The 21,449-nt window shown below is 65.6% G+C and carries 24 protein-coding genes; 12 read left to right on the forward strand and 12 right to left on the reverse strand.

Annotation, left to right across the window (positions count from 1 at the left end):
- Positions 1–4 precede the first annotated feature (4 nt).
- Positions 5–814: a YqgE/AlgH family protein gene (locus tag GKC28_RS06910; RefSeq protein WP_368041101.1), complete on the reverse strand. Its 810-nt coding sequence runs from the start codon at positions 812–814 to the stop codon at positions 5–7.
- Here GKC28_RS06910 and GKC28_RS06915 point away from each other — a divergent pair.
- Both GKC28_RS06915 and GKC28_RS06920 read left to right on the forward strand, forming a co-directional pair.
- Positions 751–1,563 (forward strand): protein-disulfide reductase DsbD domain-containing protein, encoded by an 813-nt coding sequence (locus GKC28_RS06915; RefSeq protein WP_174146173.1) that lies wholly within the window; start codon positions 751–753, stop codon positions 1,561–1,563. The two genes, GKC28_RS06910 and GKC28_RS06915, sit on opposite strands and share 64 nt — an antisense overlap.
- On the forward strand, positions 1,560–2,021 hold the full coding sequence (locus GKC28_RS06920; RefSeq protein ID WP_174146174.1) for an NUDIX hydrolase: 462 nt from the start codon (positions 1,560–1,562) through the stop codon (positions 2,019–2,021). The genes GKC28_RS06915 and GKC28_RS06920 overlap by 4 nt, the downstream gene beginning before the upstream one ends.
- Here GKC28_RS06920 and GKC28_RS06925 read toward each other — a convergent pair.
- The 6 genes from GKC28_RS06925 to GKC28_RS06950 all read right to left on the reverse strand — a co-directional run bounded on the left by GKC28_RS06925 (position 1,991) and on the right by GKC28_RS06950 (position 9,505).
- Entirely contained in the window at positions 1,991–5,386 is a 3,396-nt protein-coding gene (locus GKC28_RS06925) for an efflux RND transporter permease subunit (RefSeq protein WP_174146175.1), read from the reverse strand. The two genes, GKC28_RS06920 and GKC28_RS06925, sit on opposite strands and share 31 nt — an antisense overlap.
- Before the next feature lie 5 nt (positions 5,387–5,391).
- On the reverse strand, positions 5,392–6,846 hold the full coding sequence (locus tag GKC28_RS06930; RefSeq protein WP_174146176.1) for an efflux RND transporter periplasmic adaptor subunit: 1,455 nt from the start codon (positions 6,844–6,846) through the stop codon (positions 5,392–5,394).
- Positions 6,847–6,972: 126 nt separating this feature from the next.
- Positions 6,973–7,515, reverse strand: coding sequence for a molybdenum cofactor biosynthesis protein B (gene moaB, locus GKC28_RS06935; RefSeq protein WP_174146177.1), 543 nt, complete (start codon positions 7,513–7,515; stop codon positions 6,973–6,975).
- The gene (locus tag GKC28_RS06940) at positions 7,516–8,136 is read right to left on the reverse strand and encodes a LysE family translocator (protein WP_174146178.1); all 621 of its coding nucleotides are present in this window, start codon (positions 8,134–8,136) and stop codon (positions 7,516–7,518) included.
- Positions 8,133–8,732, reverse strand: a complete 600-nt coding sequence (locus GKC28_RS06945; protein ID WP_174146179.1) for a metallophosphoesterase family protein — start codon at positions 8,730–8,732, stop codon at positions 8,133–8,135. The genes GKC28_RS06940 and GKC28_RS06945 overlap by 4 nt, the downstream gene beginning before the upstream one ends.
- An 8-nt stretch (positions 8,733–8,740) precedes the next feature.
- Positions 8,741–9,505: a uracil-DNA glycosylase family protein gene (locus GKC28_RS06950; RefSeq protein ID WP_174146180.1), complete on the reverse strand. Its 765-nt coding sequence runs from the start codon at positions 9,503–9,505 to the stop codon at positions 8,741–8,743.
- A 154-nt stretch (positions 9,506–9,659) separates the two neighbouring features.
- Here GKC28_RS06950 and GKC28_RS06955 point away from each other — a divergent pair, with 154 nt between their 5' ends.
- From GKC28_RS06955 to GKC28_RS06980, 6 genes are read left to right on the forward strand one after another with little or no spacing between them, the layout of a single operon-like run.
- The gene (locus tag GKC28_RS06955) at positions 9,660–10,610 is read left to right on the forward strand and encodes an aspartate carbamoyltransferase catalytic subunit (RefSeq protein ID WP_174146181.1); all 951 of its coding nucleotides are present in this window, start codon (positions 9,660–9,662) and stop codon (positions 10,608–10,610) included.
- 5 nt (positions 10,611–10,615) lie between these two features.
- Entirely contained in the window at positions 10,616–11,149 is a 534-nt protein-coding gene (locus GKC28_RS06960) for a hypothetical protein (protein WP_174146182.1), read from the forward strand.
- Positions 11,149–11,532, forward strand: coding sequence for a hypothetical protein (locus GKC28_RS06965; RefSeq protein WP_174146183.1), 384 nt, complete (start codon positions 11,149–11,151; stop codon positions 11,530–11,532). The genes GKC28_RS06960 and GKC28_RS06965 overlap by 1 nt, the downstream gene beginning before the upstream one ends.
- A complete protein-coding gene (pyrC, locus tag GKC28_RS06970; protein ID WP_174146184.1) occupies positions 11,529–12,839 on the forward strand; it encodes a dihydroorotase in 1,311 nt (436 codons plus the stop codon). Before GKC28_RS06965 ends, pyrC begins: the two co-directional genes overlap by 4 nt.
- On the forward strand, positions 12,839–13,444 hold the full coding sequence (plsY, locus tag GKC28_RS06975; RefSeq protein ID WP_174146185.1) for a glycerol-3-phosphate 1-O-acyltransferase PlsY: 606 nt from the start codon (positions 12,839–12,841) through the stop codon (positions 13,442–13,444). Before pyrC ends, plsY begins: the two co-directional genes overlap by 1 nt.
- On the forward strand, positions 13,441–13,713 hold the full coding sequence (locus GKC28_RS06980; protein ID WP_174146186.1) for a hypothetical protein: 273 nt from the start codon (positions 13,441–13,443) through the stop codon (positions 13,711–13,713). Before plsY ends, GKC28_RS06980 begins: the two co-directional genes overlap by 4 nt.
- Here the strand turns inward: GKC28_RS06980 and GKC28_RS06985 are convergent.
- Positions 13,703–14,053 carry a hypothetical protein gene (locus GKC28_RS06985; protein WP_174146187.1) on the reverse strand — a complete coding sequence of 117 codons (351 nt, stop codon included), beginning with the start codon at positions 14,051–14,053 and terminating at the stop codon, positions 13,703–13,705. The two genes, GKC28_RS06980 and GKC28_RS06985, sit on opposite strands and share 11 nt — an antisense overlap.
- Positions 14,054–14,293: 240 nt before the next feature.
- On the opposite strand from GKC28_RS06985, the gene GKC28_RS06990 reads away from it, so the two are divergent.
- A complete protein-coding gene (locus GKC28_RS06990) occupies positions 14,294–14,770 on the forward strand; it encodes a YHS domain-containing (seleno)protein (protein ID WP_174146188.1) in 477 nt (158 codons plus the stop codon).
- 73 nt (positions 14,771–14,843) lie between these two features.
- Here GKC28_RS06990 and GKC28_RS06995 read toward each other — a convergent pair whose 3' ends face one another.
- The 4 genes from GKC28_RS06995 to GKC28_RS07010 all read right to left on the reverse strand — a co-directional run bounded on the left by GKC28_RS06995 (position 14,844) and on the right by GKC28_RS07010 (position 18,146).
- Positions 14,844–15,098 (reverse strand): hypothetical protein, encoded by a 255-nt coding sequence (locus tag GKC28_RS06995; protein ID WP_019297146.1) that lies wholly within the window; start codon positions 15,096–15,098, stop codon positions 14,844–14,846.
- A gap of 195 nt (positions 15,099–15,293) precedes the next feature.
- Positions 15,294–16,664 (reverse strand): glutamate--cysteine ligase, encoded by a 1,371-nt coding sequence (locus GKC28_RS07000; RefSeq protein ID WP_174146189.1) that lies wholly within the window; start codon positions 16,662–16,664, stop codon positions 15,294–15,296.
- 65 nt (positions 16,665–16,729) lie between these two features.
- Complete coding sequence (locus GKC28_RS07005; RefSeq protein WP_174146190.1) at positions 16,730–17,257, reverse strand: hypothetical protein; 528 nt, start codon at positions 17,255–17,257, stop codon at positions 16,730–16,732.
- A gap of 163 nt (positions 17,258–17,420) precedes the next feature.
- Entirely contained in the window at positions 17,421–18,146 is a 726-nt protein-coding gene (locus tag GKC28_RS07010) for a 16S rRNA (uracil(1498)-N(3))-methyltransferase (protein ID WP_174146191.1), read from the reverse strand.
- A gap of 12 nt (positions 18,147–18,158) precedes the next feature.
- Here GKC28_RS07010 and ubiA point away from each other — a divergent pair, with 12 nt between their 5' ends.
- The 3 genes from ubiA to GKC28_RS07025 are packed head-to-tail and all read left to right on the forward strand — an operon-like array spanning position 18,159 to position 21,382.
- A complete protein-coding gene (gene ubiA / locus GKC28_RS07015; protein WP_174146192.1) occupies positions 18,159–19,121 on the forward strand; it encodes a 4-hydroxybenzoate octaprenyltransferase in 963 nt (320 codons plus the stop codon).
- Positions 19,122–19,181: 60 nt separating this feature from the next.
- On the forward strand, positions 19,182–21,071 hold the full coding sequence (locus GKC28_RS07020) for an OmpA family protein (RefSeq protein WP_174146193.1): 1,890 nt from the start codon (positions 19,182–19,184) through the stop codon (positions 21,069–21,071).
- A complete protein-coding gene (locus tag GKC28_RS07025) occupies positions 21,068–21,382 on the forward strand; it encodes a hypothetical protein (protein ID WP_174146194.1) in 315 nt (104 codons plus the stop codon). Before GKC28_RS07020 ends, GKC28_RS07025 begins: the two co-directional genes overlap by 4 nt.
- Positions 21,383–21,449 lie beyond the last annotated feature (67 nt).

Raw genomic sequence — 21,449 nt, forward strand, 5'->3', positions numbered from 1 at the left:
GCACTCAGGCGTGGCCGGCACTGGACGATAGAGTCAGCGGATCAACCCCCAGGGTCTTGAGCGCCGCGCCCCATTTGCTGTCATCGGCAAGGCCGAACACAAGCTCGGGGCTGGCCTCGGCCGTCAGCCAGCCGTTCATGGTGATTTCCGATTCCAGCTGCCCCGGCCCCCAGCCGGCATATCCCAGCAGCACCAGCAGGTCCTGCGGCCCCTGCCCCTGGGCGATGTCCTCCAGAATATCCAGCGTCGCGGTCATCGAGAAGCCGCCAGGCACCTTCAGGGAGCTCACATCCGATTCATAATCCGGCGTGTGCAGCACAAAACCGCGCTGGGTTTCCACCGGCCCGCCGAAACGCACCGGCAGCGCTGCTGCAGCGTTGTCGTCGCCGCCCAGGTCCAGTTGCTCCAGAAGATCGCCCAGCGCCACGCCATCCGCGGGCTTGTTGACGATCAAACCCATTGCGCCCTCCTCGCCGTGCGAGCACAGGAAGATTACCGAATGCTCAAACCTCGGGTCGCCGATTCCAGGCATTGCAATCAAAAGCTTGCCAGTCAGATCCATGAATTTCCGTCTTTCTGCTGCCTTCCCCCACCATGACGCGCACCCGCTTGCCGCGCAAGGGGCGCATCGGCGCAACTCCGCGCAGGCTCCGGCAAATTTGCCGCAAACACAGGGAGATGGGACCGCTATGACCGGATCGTGACTTGGCAAATCGGGCTGACGGGCGCATTTATTCCCATATGAAAGAAATGCTGACCAAAACCACTGCCGCCGCCGCAGCCCTGCTGGCCGTCGCAACCGGGTCGCCTGCACTTGCCGGCGCCGCGGATGGCGACATCGTGCAGGTCGAGGTGCTGGATGGCGGCATGACACCGCGCGGCACCCATCTGGGCGCGCTGAGGATCACCCTGCAGCCGGGGTGGAAGACCTATTGGCGCGCGCCCGGCGATGCCGGCATCCCGCCCAGCTTCTCCTGGCGCGGGGCGCGAAATGTCCGCAGTCTGTCAATCACCTGGCCGTCACCGGAAGTGTTCCTGACCTCCGGCTACCGCACCATCGGCTATCATGATCAGCTAGTGCTGCCGGTGGAGATCACGCCTGAAACCCCTGGCAAACCGGTGCGCCTGAAGGGGCGGATGCAGCTGGGGGTGTGCAGGGATGTCTGCGTGCCTGCCGAGCTGATGTTCGACCACCAGCTGGACAGCAGCGCCGGCCGCCATCCGGCGATTGCCGCGGCTTTGGCCAGCCGCCCCTGGTCGGCCAAGGAAGCCGGTGTGCGCAAGGCGTCCTGCAGCCTGCAGCCCTCGCAGTACGGGATGAAGGTGACTGCCCGCATCTCGATGCCCTCGGCCGGCGGCGAGGAGGTAGCGGTGATAGAACCGGGCAACCCCAAGCTCTATGCCGGTGAAACCACCTCCCGGCGCGAAGGCGGGCAGCTGGTGGCGGAAACCGAGTTTCTGCCGACGGACGGCAAGCCGTATGCCATCGACCGCTCTCAGTTGCGGATCACGGTGCTGGGGAAAAACCACGCGGTTGATATTCAGGGCTGCAGCGCCGGATGAGCGTGCCTGACGGCCCTGCCCGCCCGGTTCTGGGCACCATTGCCGTGGTTTGCCGCCATTTCGGCGGGCAGGATCATGTGATCCTGGTGCAGCGCGGCAAGGAACCGAACGCGGGCTGGTGGGGCTTTCCCGGCGGCCATGTGGAACTGGGCGAGACTGCCCTGCAGGCCGCCGCGCGGGAGCTGATGGAAGAGACTGGCGTGACCGCCCGGCCATTGGAGTACGTCACCAATGTGGATGTGATCTCGCGCGATGCCTCCGGCCTGACGCAACGGCAGTATCTGCTGACAGTGGTGCTGTGCGAGCATTTGAGCGGCGAACCGGTACCGGATGATGACGCCGAACAGGCGGACTGGGTGCCCATTGCAGAGATCGAAGCCCGCGGCCTGCGGCTGCTGGATCAGGTCGGTGACGTTGCGCGGCTGGCTCAGGCCCGCTGGCGGGCGTTGAGCCTGTAGGCGATCCCGCCCGCCGCATAAGCCAGCAGCGCCAGAACCAAAGCGCCTGCGAGGAAGGCCACCAGCCCTGCCCGCACCGGCTCCATCGCTGCGAGAGCCGGAAGCATCCGCAAGGCCGGGTGCAAGGCACCGGTGGCCATGGCCCAGCCCAGCGTCAGCACCAGCCAGCCGAGCTGCGTCAGAGCCGTGCCCAGCACCAGCCAGCGCAGGCGCCCCGCCCCTTGCTGCAGCGCGCGGCGCAGGGAGGTGAGCGGCCGCGACAGGTCGCGCTGCATCGCAACCAGCGCCGGGACCACCAGCAGCACCAGGAACATGCCGAAACCTAGGCCGTAGACCAGTGTGATCACTGTCGGTTTCAGGAACTGCGCCTGCTGAGAACGTTCAAACAGCAGCGGTGCAAGCCCCAGCACCGTGGTCATGGTGGTCAGCATCACCGGGCGCAGCCGGTCTGCCGCCGCGTCAATGATCGAGGGGACCAGGCCGCGGTCCTGCGCATACTGGTCGATGGTGGTCACCAGCACGATGGAATCATTGATGATGATCCCGGTCATCCCCAACAGGCCCACCACGGTGAACATGGACAGCGGCACTTCCCAAACGTAATGGCCCCAGATGGTGCCGACGAGGCCAAAGGGGATGATCGCCATCACCACCAGCGGCCGGGTCCAGCTGGCAAAGATCCAAGCCAGCACCAGGTAGATGCCGGTGAGGCATAGGATCAGCCCGGTGCCTGCCTCCTGCAGGAAGGTCTGCTCCTGCTCCGCCAGTCCCGACAGGCGCCATTCCACCTGCCGTTCGCTGGCAATCTTAGGCAGAATCTCGTTCCGTAGCGCCTGGGTAACCGCCTCGGCGCGGGCGGGGTCGTCCTCGGATATGTCGCCGGTCACGCTGATCACACGGATGCCGTTCTCGCGGCGCACGGTGGAAAAGCCGGTGCGCTGGGTGACCGAGACGATATCGGCAAGCGGCACATAGATGCCGCTGGGCGCCCGCATCAGGGTGCGTTCCAGGAAATCGGCGGTGAGTTCGTTCTCCGGCAGCTCCACCCGGATGGTGGCGCTGCGCGGGCCGTCGGGGTAGGTTGCGGCTTCGATACCGTTGAGCCGCGCCCTAAGGGCCTGGCCAAGGCTGCCAATGGTGAAGTTCAGTGCCTGGCCCTGCGGGGTCAGGTCGAGGATCACCTCCTCCTTGTCATAGGCGAGATTGTCCTCAACCGCCGAGACCTCCGGGAAGCGCAGCAGCGCGGTTTTCAGGTCTTCGGAGGCAACTTTCAGCACCTGCACACTGGGGCCGGAGAACTGCACGTCCAGCGCGTCGCCGCCCGGCCCGGACCGCCAGCTGCGGAAGGAGAGCGTTTCGACCATCGGGTGGCGCACCACCCGCTCCTGCAGTTCCGCCACGAAGGCAAAGCTGGAATAGGGGCGCAAATCGGCGTCGATCAGCTCGATCGAGATGCCGCCCAGCAGGTCGGCATCCTTGGCCTCCACCCCGCTGAGGCCGCGGCCGGCATTGCCGCCCACCTCGGCCATCACGAAATCCAGCGGATTGCGGCCATAGCGTTCTTCATAATCGGCGCCAAGCGCCTCTGTCGCGCGCTGCATTTCCTGCATCATTTCCAGGGTGTCGGCGCGGCTGGCGCCCTCCGCCATGGCGAAGTTGCCGGTGACCGAACCGCGCTCCGGCGCATTGAAGAAGCGCCATTGCACATCGCCGTTGATGAACAGTGCGGTCTGGCTGGCCAGGATTGCCAGCGCGCCTGCCAGCACCGCGTAGCGGGCGGTAACGATGCAGGCCATCAGCGGCCGGAAGGCATGGTCGCGCAGCCAGCGGAAGCCGCGGTTCACCATCCGGTTCGGCCAGTCGTACCAATGGCGCACCTGGGCGTGGGTCAGCGCATGGGCCAAGTGGTTGGGCAGGATAAGGAAACATTCCACCAGCGAGGCCGCCAGCACCGCGATCACGGTGAAAGGAATATCGCGGATCAGCTCGCCAAAGCGCCCGCCAACAAGCACCAGGGCAAAGAAGGCAATGATGGTGGTGAGGGTTGCGGCGAAGACCGGCATCGCCATGCGCCTGGCGGCGTTTTCAGCCGCCTGTATCGGGCTTTCGCTCAGACGCCTGGCCCGGAAATCGGCATGTTCGCCCACCACGATTGCATCGTCCACCACGATGCCCAGGGTGATGATCAGACCGAACAGGCTGACCATGTTGATGGTGATCCCGGCGGCGTACATCAGCGCCACAGCAGCGAACATCGAGGCCGGTATGCCCATTGCCACCCAGAAGGCGATGCGGGTGTTCAAAAACAGGAACAGCAGGCACAGCACCAGGCCGAGCCCCATCAGGCCATTGTCGACCAGAATATCCAAACGGTCGGTGATGGATTGGGCGCGGGTGCGGATCAGCTCAGCCGTCACTCCCTGCGGCAAGCTTGCCTGCATCTCATCCACAACCTCCTGCACCTGTGCCTGCAGGCGGATGGCATTGCCCTGGTCGGAGCGGTCCACCCGGATTGACATCGCCGGGTTGTCATCCACGAAGTAGGATCGGTTGCGGTCCACCCCTTCGACACGGATCTGCGCCACATCAGCGATGGTCAGCACAGAGCCGTCGGCATTGGTGCGCAGCACGATGGCCGCCAGCTCATCCGGCTTACGCTTTTCACTGCCGGTCCGCACGCGGGCATTGGCGCCGGTCACATCGCCTGCAGGGTCGGCATCAACCTCTGCCGCAATCGCCTCTGCGATCTCGCGCATGGTGATGTCATGAGTGATCAGCTTGGCGGTCGGCACCTCGACGATGGTTTCCGGAGCCGCCACGCCGCGGATGGTGGTGCGGGTGACGCCGGCCTTAAAAAGACGCACCACCAGTTCATCGGCAAAAAGACCCAGCTGCCCTGCCCCGACCGGCCCGGAGATCACCACGTCGGTCACCCGGTCGCGCCAGGCGCCGCGGCGCACGTCCGGCTCTTCCGCCTCATCCGGCAGGGTAGTGATGCCGTCCACCGCGGTCTGCACATCGTCGGTGGCCTGCCCCATGTCGGATCCCGGCTCAAACTCCAAGGTCAGCGAGGCCAGCCCTTCGCGGGAGATGGAGGAGGTTTCCTCCACGCCGTCAACCGCTAGCAGCGCAGGCTCCATCACCTGAACGATGGCATTGTCCACGTCCTCCGGGCCTGCGCCCTCCCATTCGACGGAAACGGTAACGCGCTCGACGATTACATCCGGAAAAAACTGTGTCCGCATGTTGGGCATCGCTGCCGCGCCCAGCACCAGCATGATCACCAGCAGGAGGTTGGCCGCCGTACGGTGGCGGGTGAAATAGCTGAACAGCCCGCGGGCCGGCCGGGGGAGCCTGCGCGCCATTACCCTCAGCCTCCCATCCGGGATTCGATCCGGCTGACCAGCTGTGCCGGCACCTTGGCCTCCGCCAGCTGCTGCAGCATCTTCGCCTTCATCTCGGAGGGCATTCGGCTGTTGCCCTCAACCAGCTCCACCAGCCGGGCGCGGCGCTCGTCCGTCAGTTCGATCAGCTCCGGCAGCGCCTGCGTCTTTGCGCCCCGGCGCAGCGGGCGCACCTTGATGCCGGCGCCCAGCAAAGGCGTGCGGCCTATGACAACTTCGCGGCCTTCCAGCCCCGAGCCGCGGATCAGCACGTCATCGCCCTGGCGGCGCACCAGTTCCACCGGCAACGCCTCCAGCCTGTCTCCCTCTCCCAGCACCAGGACCGAACCGTCTGCCCCGAACGCAGAGGCCGGAACCCGCGCGACCGCACGGACTTCAGGTTCCGTTACCCGGACGGTGACAAAGTCGCCGGGCTTGAACCCTGGCGCGGCATCAAGGCTCGCGTAGACCAGCCGCCCGGTCTGACCGTCACCCGCGGCACCGCTGGCACGCGAAATCCGCCCGATGGCGCTGAGGCCGGCACCTGCCGCATCCAGCGTCACCCGCACCGGGGCCTTCAGCAGATGGCCGTCGCTGTCCAGCAGCCGGGCGTATTGCGCGGTGGAAACCCGGAATGCCGCCTCTAGCAGGTCCGGGTCGACCAGATCCGCGAGTTTTTCATTTGCCGACACAAGCCGGCCCTGCACCAGGCTTACCGCTTGCAGGGTGCCGTCAAAGCCTGCCTTGATGGTGGTGTCCTCCAGATCCCGGCGGGCCTCGTCCAGCGCGATCTGCGCCCGGGCCACGCGGGTGGCAGCCTGATCGGCGCGCGCCTCTGCCTGGCTGACCGCCTGGCGACGCGAGATCACGGTTTGGCGGGCCTGCACCGCGGCCAGTTCCGCGGTTTCCACCGTGGCAGCGGTGCCGACGCCGCGTTCCTGCAAATCAACCTGCCGCTGGAAGGCGCGCTCGCGCAGCTGGGCTTGGTCCTGGGTGGCCTGCAATTCATCCTGCGCCAGGATCAGCGCCCGGCCCGCATCGCGTTCCTCGGCACGGGCGTCCATCATGTCGGCTTCTGCCCGGTCCAGCGCCGCCTGGGCGTCGGCCGGGTCGATCTGCACCAGCACTTCGCCCGCCCGGACCGCACCGCCTTCCTCGAAATCCTCAGACAGCTGCACCACCCGGCCGCCTGCGGCAGTGCGCAGTTCCAGTGTGCGGCGGCTTTCCACGCGGCCAAAAGCGGTCAGTTCCGGTGCCACAGTCTGCAAGTCCGCAGTCACCACATTGACCGCAAAGACCCGCTCGCGCACCGGTGGCGCCTTACGCTCGGCGTTGAGCTGCGCCTCGATGGCGCCAAAGATCAGCTGCCCGGCATAGAGCAGCAGGGCCGCCGTCAGCGACGCCAGGAAAAGCCCCATCATACTCTGACGCAAAAAGCGCATGTCTCTCCCTTCCGGTGGCGGCTGCTGCCGGGGCCGCGTGCGGCCAGCCAAAGCGCAAATGCCTTGTGCCCGTTTGGAAATATATGATTTTCCGCGCAGGTTTGCGAGGTTACACGCTGGCCGGCGCTATTTCCGCCGCAGATGTTCCTCCAATCTGGGCATGATTTCCACGAAATTGCAGGGGCGGTGGCGGTAATCGAGCTGTTTTGACAGGATTTCATCCCAGCCGTCCTTGCAAGCGCCGGGGCTGCCGGGCAGCGCAAACAGGTAGGTGCCGCCCGCAACGCCGCCGGTGGCCCGGGACTGCACCGCGCTGGTGCCGATCTTCTGCATCGACACCCAGGTGAAGACAGTGCCGAAGGCCTCGATCTCCTTCTCATAGACGTCGCGGTGCGCCTCCACCGTCACGTCGCGGCCCGTCAGCCCGGTGCCGCCGGTGGAAATCACCACATCCACTTTGGGGTCGGCGATCCAGGCCCGCAGCTGCGCGGCGATATCTGCCCGCTCGTCTGGGATGATCTTGCGGTCGGCCAGGGTATGGCCCGCATCGCGCAGCCGGTCGACCAGCACCTGGCCGGAGCGGTCGTCCTCCATCTTGCGGCTGTCCGAGACCGTCAGCACCGCAATGCGGACCGGGATGAATTCCATGCTTTCGTCAATACGGGACATCTAAGCCTTCTCCATAACCGCCAGCCGCACGGCCAGCCCTGCAAAAATTCCGGCGGAGACGCGGCCCAGCCAGCGCGCAAACACCGGCGAGCCCGTCAGCCGCCGCCCGGCCTGGCCTGCAAAGATGCCCACCAGTCCGTTGATGACAAACCCGCCCGCGGCCAGGATCACCCCGAAGATCAGGAATTGCCCCAGCACCGGCCCGGCCTCGGGCCTTACGAATTGCGGCACGAAGGCGAGCACGAAAAGGATCACCTTGGGGTTGGTCAGGTTGACGAGGAAGCCGGAGCGGAACGCCCGCCGGGCCGGCACGGATGGCGCGTCAGCCCGGACCGGGCCGCTGCGCAGGGCGCCCCAGGCGAGGTACAACAGATATCCCACGCCGATCCAGCGTATCACGTCAAACAGCCCTGGCATGGCAGCGATCACGGCGCCGAGTCCCAGGCCCGCCAGTGTCACATGCACCAAGCTGCCCGCTGAGATCCCTGCGCTTGCCGCCACCGCTGCAGCGCGCCCGGACCGCAGCCCCTGGCCGAGGCAAAACATCATATCCGCGCCCGGCGTTAGGTTCAGCGCCAGCGCTGCCGGGATAAAGGCCAGCAGGGTTACAGGGTCGATCACGGCTCCACCTCGAACCAGCTGACTCCGGGGCCGAGATTGGCCACCTGCGTCTTGCCCAGGTTGCCCCGGAAGCCCCAGCAGTCATGCACATGGCCGCAGAGCAGCAGCTGCGGCTGCACCCGTTCCGCCGCGGCCCTGACCGCGGTGGAGCCGACGGAAAGCCCGCTTGAGGTCATATCTCCCAGCCCCTTGGGCGGTGAATGGGAGATCAGGATATCCGCATGATCGCAGGCCGCCAGCATCGTCCCCGCCTGCACTTCGCTCAGGTCGCAGGACCAGCCGCCAAACGGTGTTTCCGGCACGCCGCAGCCCAATCCGAACAGGCGCAGGCCTTCGAAGTCCGTGCCGTCGCCATGCAGCACTGTGGTATTGGCAAACCCTGCCGCGCGCAGCTCATCGGCGCTTTCGCCGTTGCCGGGCACCGCCACCATCGGCGCCTTCAGCCCTGCCAGCATGGCGACGGCCCTGTCCATCCCCATCCGCATGTTGCAGAAATCGCCGGCGCCGATCACCAGATCCGCGCCCGCACTGGCAGCGACAATATCCGCGGCGTGGGAGGCCGAGAGATGCAGATCGGAGAACGCCAGAATTTTCATGGGTTACCTCAGGACAAGCTCCCCAGACGCGCTTTCAGTTCCAGCAGGTCGGCCCAGGCCAGCCGCTTCTGCTGCGGCTGGCGCAGAAGATAAGCCGGGTGGAACATCGGGATGACCGGCTTCTTCCAGGCCTGATCCCATTGCCCGCGCAGCCGGGTGATGCCCCGTTTTCCCAGCACCGCCTGGCAGCTGATATTGCCCATCAGCACCAGAATGTCCGGCTCCGCCAGCGCCACATGCCGCTCCAGGAAAGGCGTCAGCATGGCGATCTCGGCGGGCAGCGGGTCGCGGTTCTGCGGCGGCCGCCAGGGCAGCACGTTGGTGATATAGACGTTTTCCGCGCGGCTGAGGCCGATCGCTTCCAGCATCTTGTCCAGAAGCTGCCCGGCGCGGCCCACAAAGGGTTTGCCCTGCAGGTCCTCGTCGCGGCCCGGCGCCTCGCCGATGATCATCACCCGGGCACCCGCCTGGCCGTCGGAGAACACCAGATTGCGGGCGCCACGCTTCAGGTCGCAGTGGCTGAAGCCGTCCATCGCATCGCGCAGGGCAGGCAGGGAGGCAGCGCCCCTGGCGGCCCTCTTGGCCACGTCAACGGGGTCAACTTCCTTAGGCTTGGGCGGCGGCGCGGGGGCAGCGCCCGGTTTCGGCTTCGGCGCGGCCTGCTCCAGCGCATAGCGGTCGACCGGGTCGTCGCACAGCGCCTCGGTAGCGCCAAGCTCTGCCTGCCACTCCAACAGCGCCCGGGCGCTCCAGTAATCCAATGCCGATTCCATGCGCCCAAGCTACTCCGCCCGGTGCCCAAGCGGAACACCCCGCCATCATCTTACTGCAAATACTCAAAATACCCGGGGTGCGCGCCCACGCAGCCGTTGCCCGCTCCGCACACGCCGCCTATAAGAACCCGCAAATCAAGCGGAGCCGCCCCATATGTCCTTCGAACACCGCCACCTGCTTGGCATCGAACCGCTGAAGCCGCATGAGATCACCGCGATCCTTGATCTGGCCGATGACTATGTGGCGCTGAACCGCCGCCCGGAAAAGCACTCCGACGTGCTGGCCGGCCTCACCCAGATCAACATGTTCTTTGAAAACTCCACCCGCACCCAGGCCTCGTTTGAGCTGGCGGGCAAGCGGCTGGGCGCCGATGTGATGAACATGGCGATGCAGGCCAGCTCGATCAAAAAAGGCGAAACGCTGATCGATACCGCGATGACGCTGAACGCGATGCACCCCGACCTGCTGGTGGTGCGCCATCCGCATTCCGGCGCGGTAGATCTTCTGGCCCAAAAGGTTAACTGCGCTGTGCTGAATGCGGGCGACGGCAAGCACGAGCACCCGACCCAGGCCTTGCTGGACGCGCTGACCATCCGACGTTCCAAAGGCCGCCTGCACCGGCTGAACATCGCGATCTGCGGCGACATAGCGCACAGCCGCGTGGCGCGGTCGAACCTGATCCTCTTGGGCAAGATGGAAAACCGCATCCGCCTGATCGGCCCGCCGACGCTGGTGCCCGGCCAGTTCGCCGAGTTCGGCGCTGAGATTTACGACGATATGCGCGAAGGGCTGAAAGATGTCGACGTCGTCATGATGCTGCGCCTGCAGAAAGAGCGCATGGACGGCGGCTTTATCCCGTCGGAGCGCGAGTATTATCACCGCTACGGGCTGGATGCCGACAAGCTTCGCCAAGCCAAGCCCGATGCCATCGTCATGCACCCCGGCCCGATGAACCGCGGGGTGGAGATCGACGGGACACTCGCCGATGACATCAACCGCTCGGTCATTCAGGAGCAGGTCGAGATGGGCGTGGCAGTGCGGATGGCGGCAATGGACCTGCTGGCCCGCAACCTGCGTGCCGAACGCCAGGCCAAGGCAGGCTGAGCCGCTTGCAGGGCGTGATCCATATCCCGGCGGGCGAGCGCAGCGTGATCCGCCTCTTTGCGCTCGACATGCGGCCCGAGCAGGCGGCGTTCCTGAAGGAGCCCGGCGCGCTGGTGCAGGTTCTGGGCATCGAAGCCCTGGACATGGACCAGGTGGAAATCTTCCCGGTCTCCGACCTGGAAGACATCGGCCTGACCGGCTACCTCACCGAAGGCTGCGGGGTGCCGCGGGCACAGGTCGAGGAGGACCGCGGGATGCTGCAGGCACTGGAAGGCCATGTGCTGCTGATCCGCTCCCGCGCCTTCGGCGGAGAAGAGACCCGGCTCACCCCCGCGGATCAGATCGAGCTCAAGGGCACCTATGGCGAGCGGCGGACCAATTGGAGCGCCGCCCCTGCCACCGCCGAGAGCGCCAAGCCTTACTCCGCCCCCAAGCTGTCCCCGCGCGAGGCCCGCAGCCAGGCCCGCCGCATAGGCGCCACGCTGTTTACCATTGTCATGACCCTGATTGCCCTGCTGGTCTGGGCTCTGGTGTTCTGATGGTTGTGACCGAGTTCAAGCCCGACCGCAGCGCCTATGTCCGCGCGCATGCCTGGATGGCAGCGGCCGGCATGGGCGGCGCAATGGCCGTTCTGTGGTTCATGGACAGCCCCCACATCTGGACCGGCGCCGTGGGCGGGCTGGCCGCCATCGCCTTGCGCGGCTGGTATATGGCCAGCGAGGAGCTGGCGGTGGTCTGGACCCTGACCCGTGAAAACCTCTCAGGCCCCGCCGGGCGTTCGGTGCCGGTTTCCCAAATCGAAGCTGTCAAAACCATGGGCAGCTATGTGCAGGTGGTCACAAAGACCGGCGACAAGCATCTGATCAAATACCAGGCCGACCCGGCCGCGACCCTCAACGCAATTGAAAGAGCCAAGGCATGACCACCCTCTTCATCAACGCCCGCCTGATCGACCCCGAGGCAGGCACCGACACGCCGGGCGCGGTTCTCGTGCGGGACGGGCGGATCGCAGCGGTTGAAAAGGATGCCGCCGATCCTGCCCGGATGCTGCGCGCGCAGGGCCTCACGCCGGATGATGTGACCGAGGTGGACTGCGGCGGCAAATGCCTGGCGCCGGGGATCGTGGATATCGGCGTCAAGGTCTGCGAGCCCGGCGAGCGGCACAAGGAAAGCTATAAGACCGCCGGGCTTGCAGCAGCGGCGGGCGGTGTCACCACCATCGTCACCCGCCCCGATACCACCCCGGCAATCGACAGCCCGGAGACACTGGAATTTGTCACCCGCCGCGCCCAGGCCGATGCGCCGGTCAACGTGCTGCCGATGGCCGCGCTGACCAAGGGGCGGGAAGGCCGCGAGATGACCGAGATCGGCTTCCTGATGGATGCCGGCGCGGTGGCGTTTTCCGACTGCGACCACGTGGTCAGCAACACCAAGGTGTTCCAGCGGGCGCTGACCTATGCCCGCTCCTGCGGCGCGCTGGTCATTGCCCACCCGCAGGAGCCGGTTCTGAGCAAGGGCGCGGCCGCCACCAGCGGCAAGTTTGCGGCGCTCTACGGCCTGCCCGCGGTGTCGCCGATGGCAGAGCGGATGGGGCTGGACCGCGACATTGCGCTGCTGGAGATGACCGGCGCCAAATACCATGCCGACCAGATCACCACCGCGCGCGCCCTGCCCGCGCTGGAGCGGGCCAAGGCCAACGGGCTCGACATCACCGCGGGCACCTCAATCCACCACCTGACGCTGAATGAGCTGGACGTTGCGGGTTACCGCAGCTTCTTCAAGGTGAAGCCGCCGCTGCGCTCGGAAGACGACCGGCTGGCGGTGGTTGAAGCGGTGCGCTCAGGGCTCATTGACATCATCTCCTCGATGCACACGCCGCAGGATGAGGAAAGCAAGCGGCTGCCGTTCGAGGAAGCCGCAGCCGGTGCGGTGGCGCTGGAGACGCTGCTGCCTGCGGCACTGCGGCTGTACCATGCGGAACTCCTGGATCTGCCCGCCCTGTTCCGCGCCATGGCGCTGAACCCGGCCAAACGGCTGGGGCTGGAGAGCGGCCGCCTGGCGGCGGGCGCGCCCGCCGATCTGGTGCTGTTCGATGCCGATGTGCCCTTTGTGCTGGACCGTTTCAAACTGCGCTCGAAATCGCAGAACACGCCCTATGACGGCCAGCGGATGCAAGGCCGGGTTGAAGCAACCTATGTGGCGGGCGAGTCCGTCTACCGGAGGGATTGATGCCAGTACTCGAAAGCTCTGCCACCGCTCTGCTCCTGTGGGCGGTGATCGGCTACGGCCTCGGCTCGGTGCCGTTTGGCATGGTGGTCACCAAGGCCTTCGGGCTCGGCAACCTGCGGGAAATCGGTTCCGGCAATATCGGCACCACCAACGTGCTGCGCACCGGCAGCAAGGCCGCCGCGGCGCTGACACTGCTTTTGGATGGCGGCAAGGGCGCGGCGGCGGTGCTGCTGGCCCGTTTTCTGGCCGGCGAGGATGCGGCGCAAACGGCAGGGCTGTTGGCCTTCTTCGGCCATTGCTTTCCGGTCTGGCTGGGCTTCAAGGGCGGCAAGGGGGTTGCGACGTTCCTGGGCCTGATGCTGGCGCTGGCCTGGCCGGTGGGCATTGCCTGCTGCCTGACCTGGCTTGCGGCGGCGGCGGTCAGCCGGATCTCCTCCATGGGGGCGCTGGTTTCGGCCGCCTCCGGTGCGGTCTGGGCATTGCTGCTGGGATATCAGCCGGTTGCGGTGCTGGCGGTGCTGCTGGCGGCGGTGGTTTATGTCCGTCATTCGGCCAATATCGCCCGGCTGCGGGCGGGCACCGAACCGCGGATCGGCCAGAAGTGACACCGGAGAAGCTGCAGGCCTTCCTTGCAGCTTTTGACGCCCTGCCGCTGGGCGCCTTCACAGGGAACGCTGACGGACGGCGCTATGCGGCGGTCCGTCTGGATCTGGCCGGCGGCAAGGCTCAGAAACTCGTGGCGCGGGAGCTGGGCGGCACGGACTACATCAGCCTCAACCTCTACCGGCTGGCCTCCGGCGCGCGGCTGAAGCCCTGCGAGATGCCTGCGGAAAAGGTTGTGCGCTTCGTTCTGGCGCTGCAGGTCACGGAATGAGCCGCTCCAGCGCGCGGCCGTTGGACCAGGTGCCGTGAAGCTCGCCATTGGGCATCCGCACGTAGACCACCGGGTAGGTATCGCCCCAATTGACCCAGACCACATCACCGTTGCGGGTGCCGGTCCCGGCATAAGTCTGGCTGCCGACCTGCCAGTTCATCTCAATGGCGCCGCCGTTGTCGCGGATCTGCACCGTGCCGGCATAAGTGCTGCCGTCGGGGTTGCGCCCCTCTGCGCGGTAGCTGCCGCTGATGCTTTGGGCTGCGGCCGCCCCTGCAAAGGCTGCTGCCGCCAATAGGCCGCCCAGAATTGCGCGGCGGGTGGGGAATGGGCGTATCATGCAAGTCTCCAATTGGCCTGCCCTCACTCTGACCGCATCTGTGCAGCCTGTCACCCGTTCTGCGCGGCAATGCACAGCCAGCTGCCGCCGCGCGCACAGTCAATTTGAGTTGTTTTGAATGTGATCGGCCGGCTCTCCACATCGGTGCCGTGACCCGCAGCATACCGCGGCACACATGGTGAAACGCCGGCCGGGCAAGCAATTGGGAACGCCGCGGCCGGGATTTGAAAGGACGGGACCATGAACAAACTAAAGGCACTGATCAGCGGTGTGGCTCTGTCGGTTGCAATGGCAACCTCGGCACTGGCGGCGGGCGTTGAGATCAACGCATCCTCCACCGGCCTGGCCATGCAGGGCTATGACCCGGTCGCATATTTCACCGACGGCGCCCCGACCAAGGGCAGCTACAAAATCACTTCCATTTACAATGACGCAACCTACCGCTTTGCCTCGGAAGAGCACAAAGCGGCCTTTGAAAAGAATCCCGAAGCCTACGTGCCGGCCTACGGCGGCTACTGCGCCTTCGGCACCGCGATGGGCTTCAAGTTCGACGGCGATCCGAACCACTGGAAGATCGTCGACAACACCCTGTACCTGAACCTGTCGCAGGACATTCAGGACCGCTGGGAAGGCGACATTCCGGGCTTCATCCAGAATGCCAACGCCAACTGGACCGATATTGCGGACAAAGACCCGGCGGAGCTACAGACGCAGTAAGGTCTGAAGCCGCCACTCACGTGCAAACAACCGGCGGCGGGGCAACCTGCCGCCGGTTTTCTTTACAGAAGCGTCAGCTCCGCGCTTGACGGTCCACGGCCTCAGCGGTGCGTTTGGTGTTGTGGTAGATGCCAAGGAACAGGTACAGCATTCCGCCCAGCATGATCACATAGAGCAGCCCGCCCAGCAGTACCAATAGGGCGGGAAGGGTACCGCCCTTGAAGGGATCGGAGTAAATTGCAGCGGCACCGCCGAGCACACCGACAACCATCAGAATGACAATCAGGCCAACAAGTTTCTCGAAAGCCGAGATGAAAAAATCGCGCATAGTTCAAACCTTTGTTTCAATGAACAGCGGCTGAATATCCGTGTGCAATTTTGCCGGCAAGCCGCAAAACAACCCTGGTCAAGCACCGCCCTACCCGCGCTGAAAGCCGCAGGCTGTGCCGGGGCCGCAGTATGGAAAAACCCAGCCCTTCCTTTGCGGAATAGCTGGGTTTTGCAGGTGCAAGGTTGCACATTGTCAGTAGGCGAACTCACCGTAGATCCGGCTAAGGTCACCTTCCCAGGCGCCATTGTAGCGCTCCAGCAATTCATCCGCGGGCACCTTGCCGGTTTCAAGGCTGTCCTTCAGCGCGTTCAGGAAGTGGGTTTCATCCGGCACCAGCCCGCCTGCGCCTGGACGGGCGCGGGCCTTGAGGCCGCTTTCGGAGATTGCCACCACTTCGCGGGCCAGCTCGTGCATGCTGATGCCATTCACCTTGGCCTGCAGCCCCTGCTCGGAGGCGGCAACGCGCAGGGCGTCGCGGGTTTCCGCGTCCCAGCCCTTGACCAGGTCCCAGGCGGCATCGAGCGCGCTTTGATCATAGGTAAGCCCCACCCAGAAGGCGGGCAGCGCACACAGACGGCGCCAGGGGCCGCCGTCGGCGCCGCGCATCTCGATGAATTTCTTGATGCGGGCCTCGGGGAAGATGGTGGTCAGGTGGTCCGCCCAGTCGCTGAGCGTCGGGGTTTCGCCTGGCAGCGCGGGCAGCTCGCCTTTCAGGAAGTCGCGGAAGGACATGCCCAGCGCATTGATGTATTCGCCATTGCGGTAGACGAAATACATCGGCACATCGAGCGCATACTGCACCCAGGCTTCAAAACCGAAACCCTCCTCGAACACAAACGGCAGCATGCCGGTGCGGTCGGCGTCAAGCGAGCGCCAGACGCGGGCGCGCCAGGACTTGTGGCCGTTGGGCTGTCCGTCCAGGAACGGAGAATTGGCAAACAGCGCGGTTGCGACCGGCTGCAGCGCCAGCGCCACCCGGAGTTTCTGCACCATGTCGGCCTCAGACGAGAAGTCGAGGTTCACCTGCACGGTGCAGGTGCGGCGCATCATGGTGGTGCCCATGGTGCCGACTTCCTGCATGTAGCCGTCCATCAGCTTGTAGCGGCCCTTGGGCATCAGCGGCATGTCTTCATGGTGCCACACAGGGGCGGCGCCCAGGCCGATGAAGCCGACGCCTATCTTGTCAGCGATGTCTTTGACGTCGCGCAGGTGGGCGTTCACCTCGTCGCAGGTCTCGTGGATGGTCTCCAGTGGCGCGCCGGACAGTTCCAACTGGCCGCCCGGCTCCAGGCTGATGTTGGCACCGTCCTTGGTCAGGCCGATCAGGTTGCCGCCTTCCGTCAGCGGCGCCCAGCCATGGCCGTCGCGCAGGCCTTCCAGCACCGCCTGGATGGAGCGCTCGCCGGCATAGGGCAGCGGCTTCAGCGTGTCCTTGCAGAAGCCGAACTTCTCGTGCTCTGTGCCGATGCGCCAGTCTTCCTTGGGTTTGCAGCCGTCGGCAAGATACTGGGCAAGCTGCTCGTGGCGTTCGATCGGCCCGCCGCCGGACTGGGGAATGGACATGCCTGGCACTCCGTCCTGTTAGATCTGTCTTGAACGGTCAGTCGTGGGCGGAATCGCCGCCGGTGTCAATGCAGGCGCTGATGTTCCGGACGGCTGGCGGCACGCTCCCAGATCACGACCTGGTGAGGGCCGCGGCGGCGCAGCTCCGCCAGCATCCGCTCGGTCTTGAGGCCCGGGAGGGCGGCAAAGACATCAAACAGCGCCTCGTAGCCTTCCGCATTCACCGGGATTGCCAGCGGCGGCTGGCCGGGCTGTTCCAGCAGCCAGTGCGGCGGTTTGGAGGTGTGGTCCAGCGCCAGCCGCTCCAGTTCTGAGGCTGCCACGGCGCCGCCGGTGAGCGGCCCGAAATAGGCAATCTGCCCCTCGTCCACCTGCACCACGCCAGGGCCGCCGGTGCCGCGCCGGAACCGCATCCGCTGGGCGCCGATCACTGCGGTCACCAGCCCGGTGGCAACCAGCGCCCAGCCGGTGATCGCAGTAAAGCCAGCCGAGGAAAACGCCCATTTCAGCCCCAGCAGGAACATCAGGGCAGCGGCCAGTACCTCGCGCCATTGCCACAGGGTTTCGCGGGCTTCAGGGCGGATGAAACTCATGTGTTTCGCCTCTTTCAAACGTCCGGCAGACGAAGCGGCCTGCCTTGTCCTCTTTACTTGTGGAGCCGGAGCGGCGGATGCAATGGCTGCCTGCCGCTGCCGCACGCTAAAAGGTTAACAGAAAAGGGTTTCCAGTCTGTAACCAGAAACACACGCTCCGCCTCTACCAGTCCCCCAGCGCCTGCTGCCATAGGGTCATGGCGGCCACGGCGGCGGTATCCGCGCGCAAAATACGGGGGCCGAGGCTGACCACATGGGATTGCGGCAACGCGTGCAGCCGCTTGCGCTCTGCCTCGGAAAATCCGCCTTCAGGGCCGATCAGAATGGCCCAAGGCGCGTCTTTCTGCGTCTCTGCGGCCAGTTGCAGCGCATTACCCACCTCAGCCTCGTCGCAGAACATCAGCTGGCGCTCGGCGGGCCACTGGTCCAGCAGGCGGGAGAGCTTTTGCAGGTCCGACACCTCCGGCACATAGGTGCCTCCGCATTGCTCTGCCGCCTCGACCGCATGAGCCTGCAGCCGGTCCTGGCGGATGCGTTCGGAATTGGTGAACTCGGTCTGCACCGGCAGGATGCGGGCGGCGCCCATCTCCGCCGCCTTTTCGACAATGAAATCGGTGCGCGCCTTCTTGATCGGGGCAAACATCAGCCACAGGTCCGGCGGCAGCTGCAGGGGCTTCGTCTGCTCCTGGCAGATCAGCATGCCGCCGCGTTTGCCGGCTTCGGCAACCTCGGCCAGCCACTCGCCGTCCTGGCCGTTGAACAGCGCCACATGGGCGCCTGCAGACAGCCGCATCACCCCGAACAGGTAATGCGCCTGATCACGATCCAAGGGAACCGATTGCCCTGCCCCCAAAGGGTGCTCTACATACAGTCTGATTTTTGCACTCATGGGGTCCTACATATGCAAGGCCAGAAGCCAGCGCCAGAGGGTCAGGTCGCGGATGCGGTCAAGGGAAACTGGGTCGACACATATGCGCCGGAATGGACGCGGCCCTACCTGCGCCTTAGCCGCGCCGACCGTCCGATCGGCACTTGGCTGTTGCTGATCCCCTGCTGGTGGGGGCTGGCACTGGCGATCCTGGCCGATCAAAGCCCGCGCTGGAGCGACCTTTGGATTGCCATCGGCTGCGCGGCCGGCGCCTGGCTGATGCGCGGGGCCGGCTGCACCTGGAACGACATCACCGACCGCAACTTCGACGGCCAGGTGGAGCGCACCCGCTCACGCCCGATCCCCTCGGGCCAGGTGACGGTCAAGGGCGCGCTGGCCTGGATGGGGCTGCAGTGCCTGGCTGGCCTTGCAATCCTGCTGACCTTCAACCAGGCGGCCATTGCCATGGGCATCCTGTCGCTGCTGCCGGTGGCGGTCTATCCCTTTGCCAAGCGGTTCACCTGGTGGCCGCAGGTGTTTCTGGGCCTTGCCTTCAACTGGGGCGCCATGCTGGCTTGGGTGGCGCATACCGGGTCCATGGGCTGGCCGCCCGTGCTGCTGTATCTGGCCGGCATCGCCTGGACCCTGTTCTATGACACCATCTATGCCCATCAGGACACTGAGGATGACGCGCTGATCGGGGTGAAGTCCACCGCCCGTCTGTTCGGCAGCCAAACACCGATGTGGCTGCGCCGGTTCATCGTTGCCTTTGTCTGCCTGATGGCGATGGCAGTGATCGGCGCGATGCTGGAGAGCGCCTCTGTCCTGGCGCTGGTGCTGGCGCTGGCGGGGCCCTGGGCGATGGGCTGGCACATGACCTGGCAGCTGCGCGCCTTTGACGCGGAAAACAATGCCCGGCTGCTGCAGCTGTTCCGGCTCAACCGCGATACCGGCCTGATCCCGCTGATCTTCTTTACCCTCGCTATGTTCGTGTGATTGAACCACGGCCCCGTGCAGGGTAAGAGCCACTAACTGACTAAGGGAAACTGCCGCCATATGCGCTTGTCCTCTCTGCTGATCCCAGGCCTGGCCTTCACCGCCGCCGCAGGGCTGAGCCTTGTTGCTGCCGGATTTGCCGTCACCGCGGTGGAACGCAGCACCGAAACCGGGGTGCGTCAGGCGCTTGACGGCGCCGGGCATAACTGGGCTGAGGTCACGGCGGACGGGCTGCAGGTGCTGCTCGAAGGCACCGCTCCCGACGAGGCAACCCGGTTTTCGGTGATCTCGCTGGTTGGCGGCGTGGTGGACGCGGCCCGGATCATCGACGGGATGGAGGTTCCCCCGGCCAAGGGGCTGGCGCCGCCGCGGTTTTCCGCGGAAATCCTGCGCAACGACAGCGGCATTTCCATCATCGGCCTGATCCCGGCAGGCTCCGGCCGTGCGGCTATGGTCAAACAGCTGAACGCCCTGGCCGGTGAAGGCAGCGTGGCGGACCTCCTGGAAACAGCCAAATACACCAAGCCCGAAGGCTGGCAGCAGGCCTTGGATTTCGCGGTCAAGGCGCTGAAACTGCTGCCGCGCGCCAAGATTTCGGTTGAAGCCGGCGAGGTGTCCATCACCGCAATTTCCGGCAGCGAAGAGGCCAAGCACCAGCTGGAGGAGCAGCTTGGCCGGCTGGCGCCGCCGGGGCTGCGGCTGGCGATGGACATTGCGGCGCCGCGCCCGGTGATCACTCCCTTTACCCTGCGGTTCCTGCTGGACAAGGACGGCGCCCAGTTCGACGCCTGCTCCGCCGAGAGCGAGGAAAGCCGCAAGCGAATCCTCGCCGCGGCCCGCACAGCGGGGCTGGAAGGCGAGGCCGATTGCGTGATCGGCATGGGTGTCCCTTCGCCGAACTGGGCCCGAGCGGCGGAACTCAGCATTTCCAGCCTGAACGAGCTGGGCGGCGGCTCCGTCACCATCGCCAATGCCGATATCACACTGGTGGCCGCAGAAGGCACTGCCAGCGGCACCTTCGACCATGTGGTGGGCGAACTGGAAAGCGCCCTGCCCCGGGTCTTTGCCCTGCATGCGGTGCTGCCAGTGCCGGAAACCAGCGCCACTGCCGGGCCGCCCGAATTCACTGCCACCCTCAGCCCTGAAGGCCAGGTACAGCTACGCGGACGGCTGAGCGACGCGGCGCTGCGGACCGTGGCGGACAGCTATGCCAAAGCACGCTTCGGCTCGGCAAATGTGCACACCGCCACCCGGGTTGTCGCCGACCTGCCCGCCGACTGGCCGGTACGCGTGCTAGCCGGGCTGGAGGCGCTCTCCTATCTGCAGCGCGGATCAGTGACAGTAACGCCGGAAAACCTGGAACTCCGCGGGATGAGCTACCGCAAGGATGCGCTCTCCGAGATTTCCCGTTTCCTGTCCGCCAAACTGGGCGAGGCAGAGACTTATAGCCTCGACATCACTTACGAGGAGCCGCCCGCCCCGAAGGATCAGCCGATCCCGCCGGAACTCTGCGAGGCGCAGCTGGCCGGTGCCCAAGCCGAGGCCAAAATCGCCTTTGAACCCGGCTCTGCCACCATTGCCGGCGAAAGCGCGGGCACCATGGACCGGATTGCAGAGGTGCTGAGCCGGTGCGGCCCGGTGCGACTGGAGATCCAGGGCCACACCGACAGCCAGGGCCGCGAAGTGATGAACCAGAACCTGAGCCAGGCCCGGGCGCAATCGGTGCTGAACGAGCTGCGCGCGCGCCGGGTGGTGACCTCGACCTTTGCCGCCAAGGGCTATGGCGAGAGTGAACCGATCGCCGACAACGGCACCGAAGAAGGCCGCGAGGCCAACCGCCGCATCGAGTTCAAGCTGGTCCGCCCGGCTGAGCAAGCGGAAACGGAAAACGAGAATAGCGGCGAGGCCGCCGAAAGCGCAGATGACGCACAGGAGACCACAGAGGAATGAACAGGACGGAGTTCATCATCACCACCGCGATCATCCTGTTTGCGGCCTTTGCCATGGGTTGGTTTGCCAATTGGCTGGTGCATCGTTTCACCCGGGTGCGGCAAAGCGACGTGGCTGACCTCGACCGGATGAGCCAGGAGCTGCATGAGGCGGAGGAAACCCGCGACCAGGCGATCACCTATCTGCAGCAGCGCGAGGCGGAGCTGACCAACCAGCTGACCCAGACCGAAGCGGAGCTGCAGGCGGCAATGGAAGGCCTGCGCGAGGCCCGTCGCGAGGCTGAGGAGCTGCGCTCCCAAATTCCGCACTGACCTTGGGAAGAGACCTCTGCCACGCCTGCAGGCTCCGGCGGGCCAAGGAGGCCGCAGGCCCCGCGAA

The organism is Leisingera sp. ANG59 (genome assembly GCF_013317235.1).
Taxonomy (GTDB): domain Bacteria; phylum Pseudomonadota; class Alphaproteobacteria; order Rhodobacterales; family Rhodobacteraceae; genus Leisingera.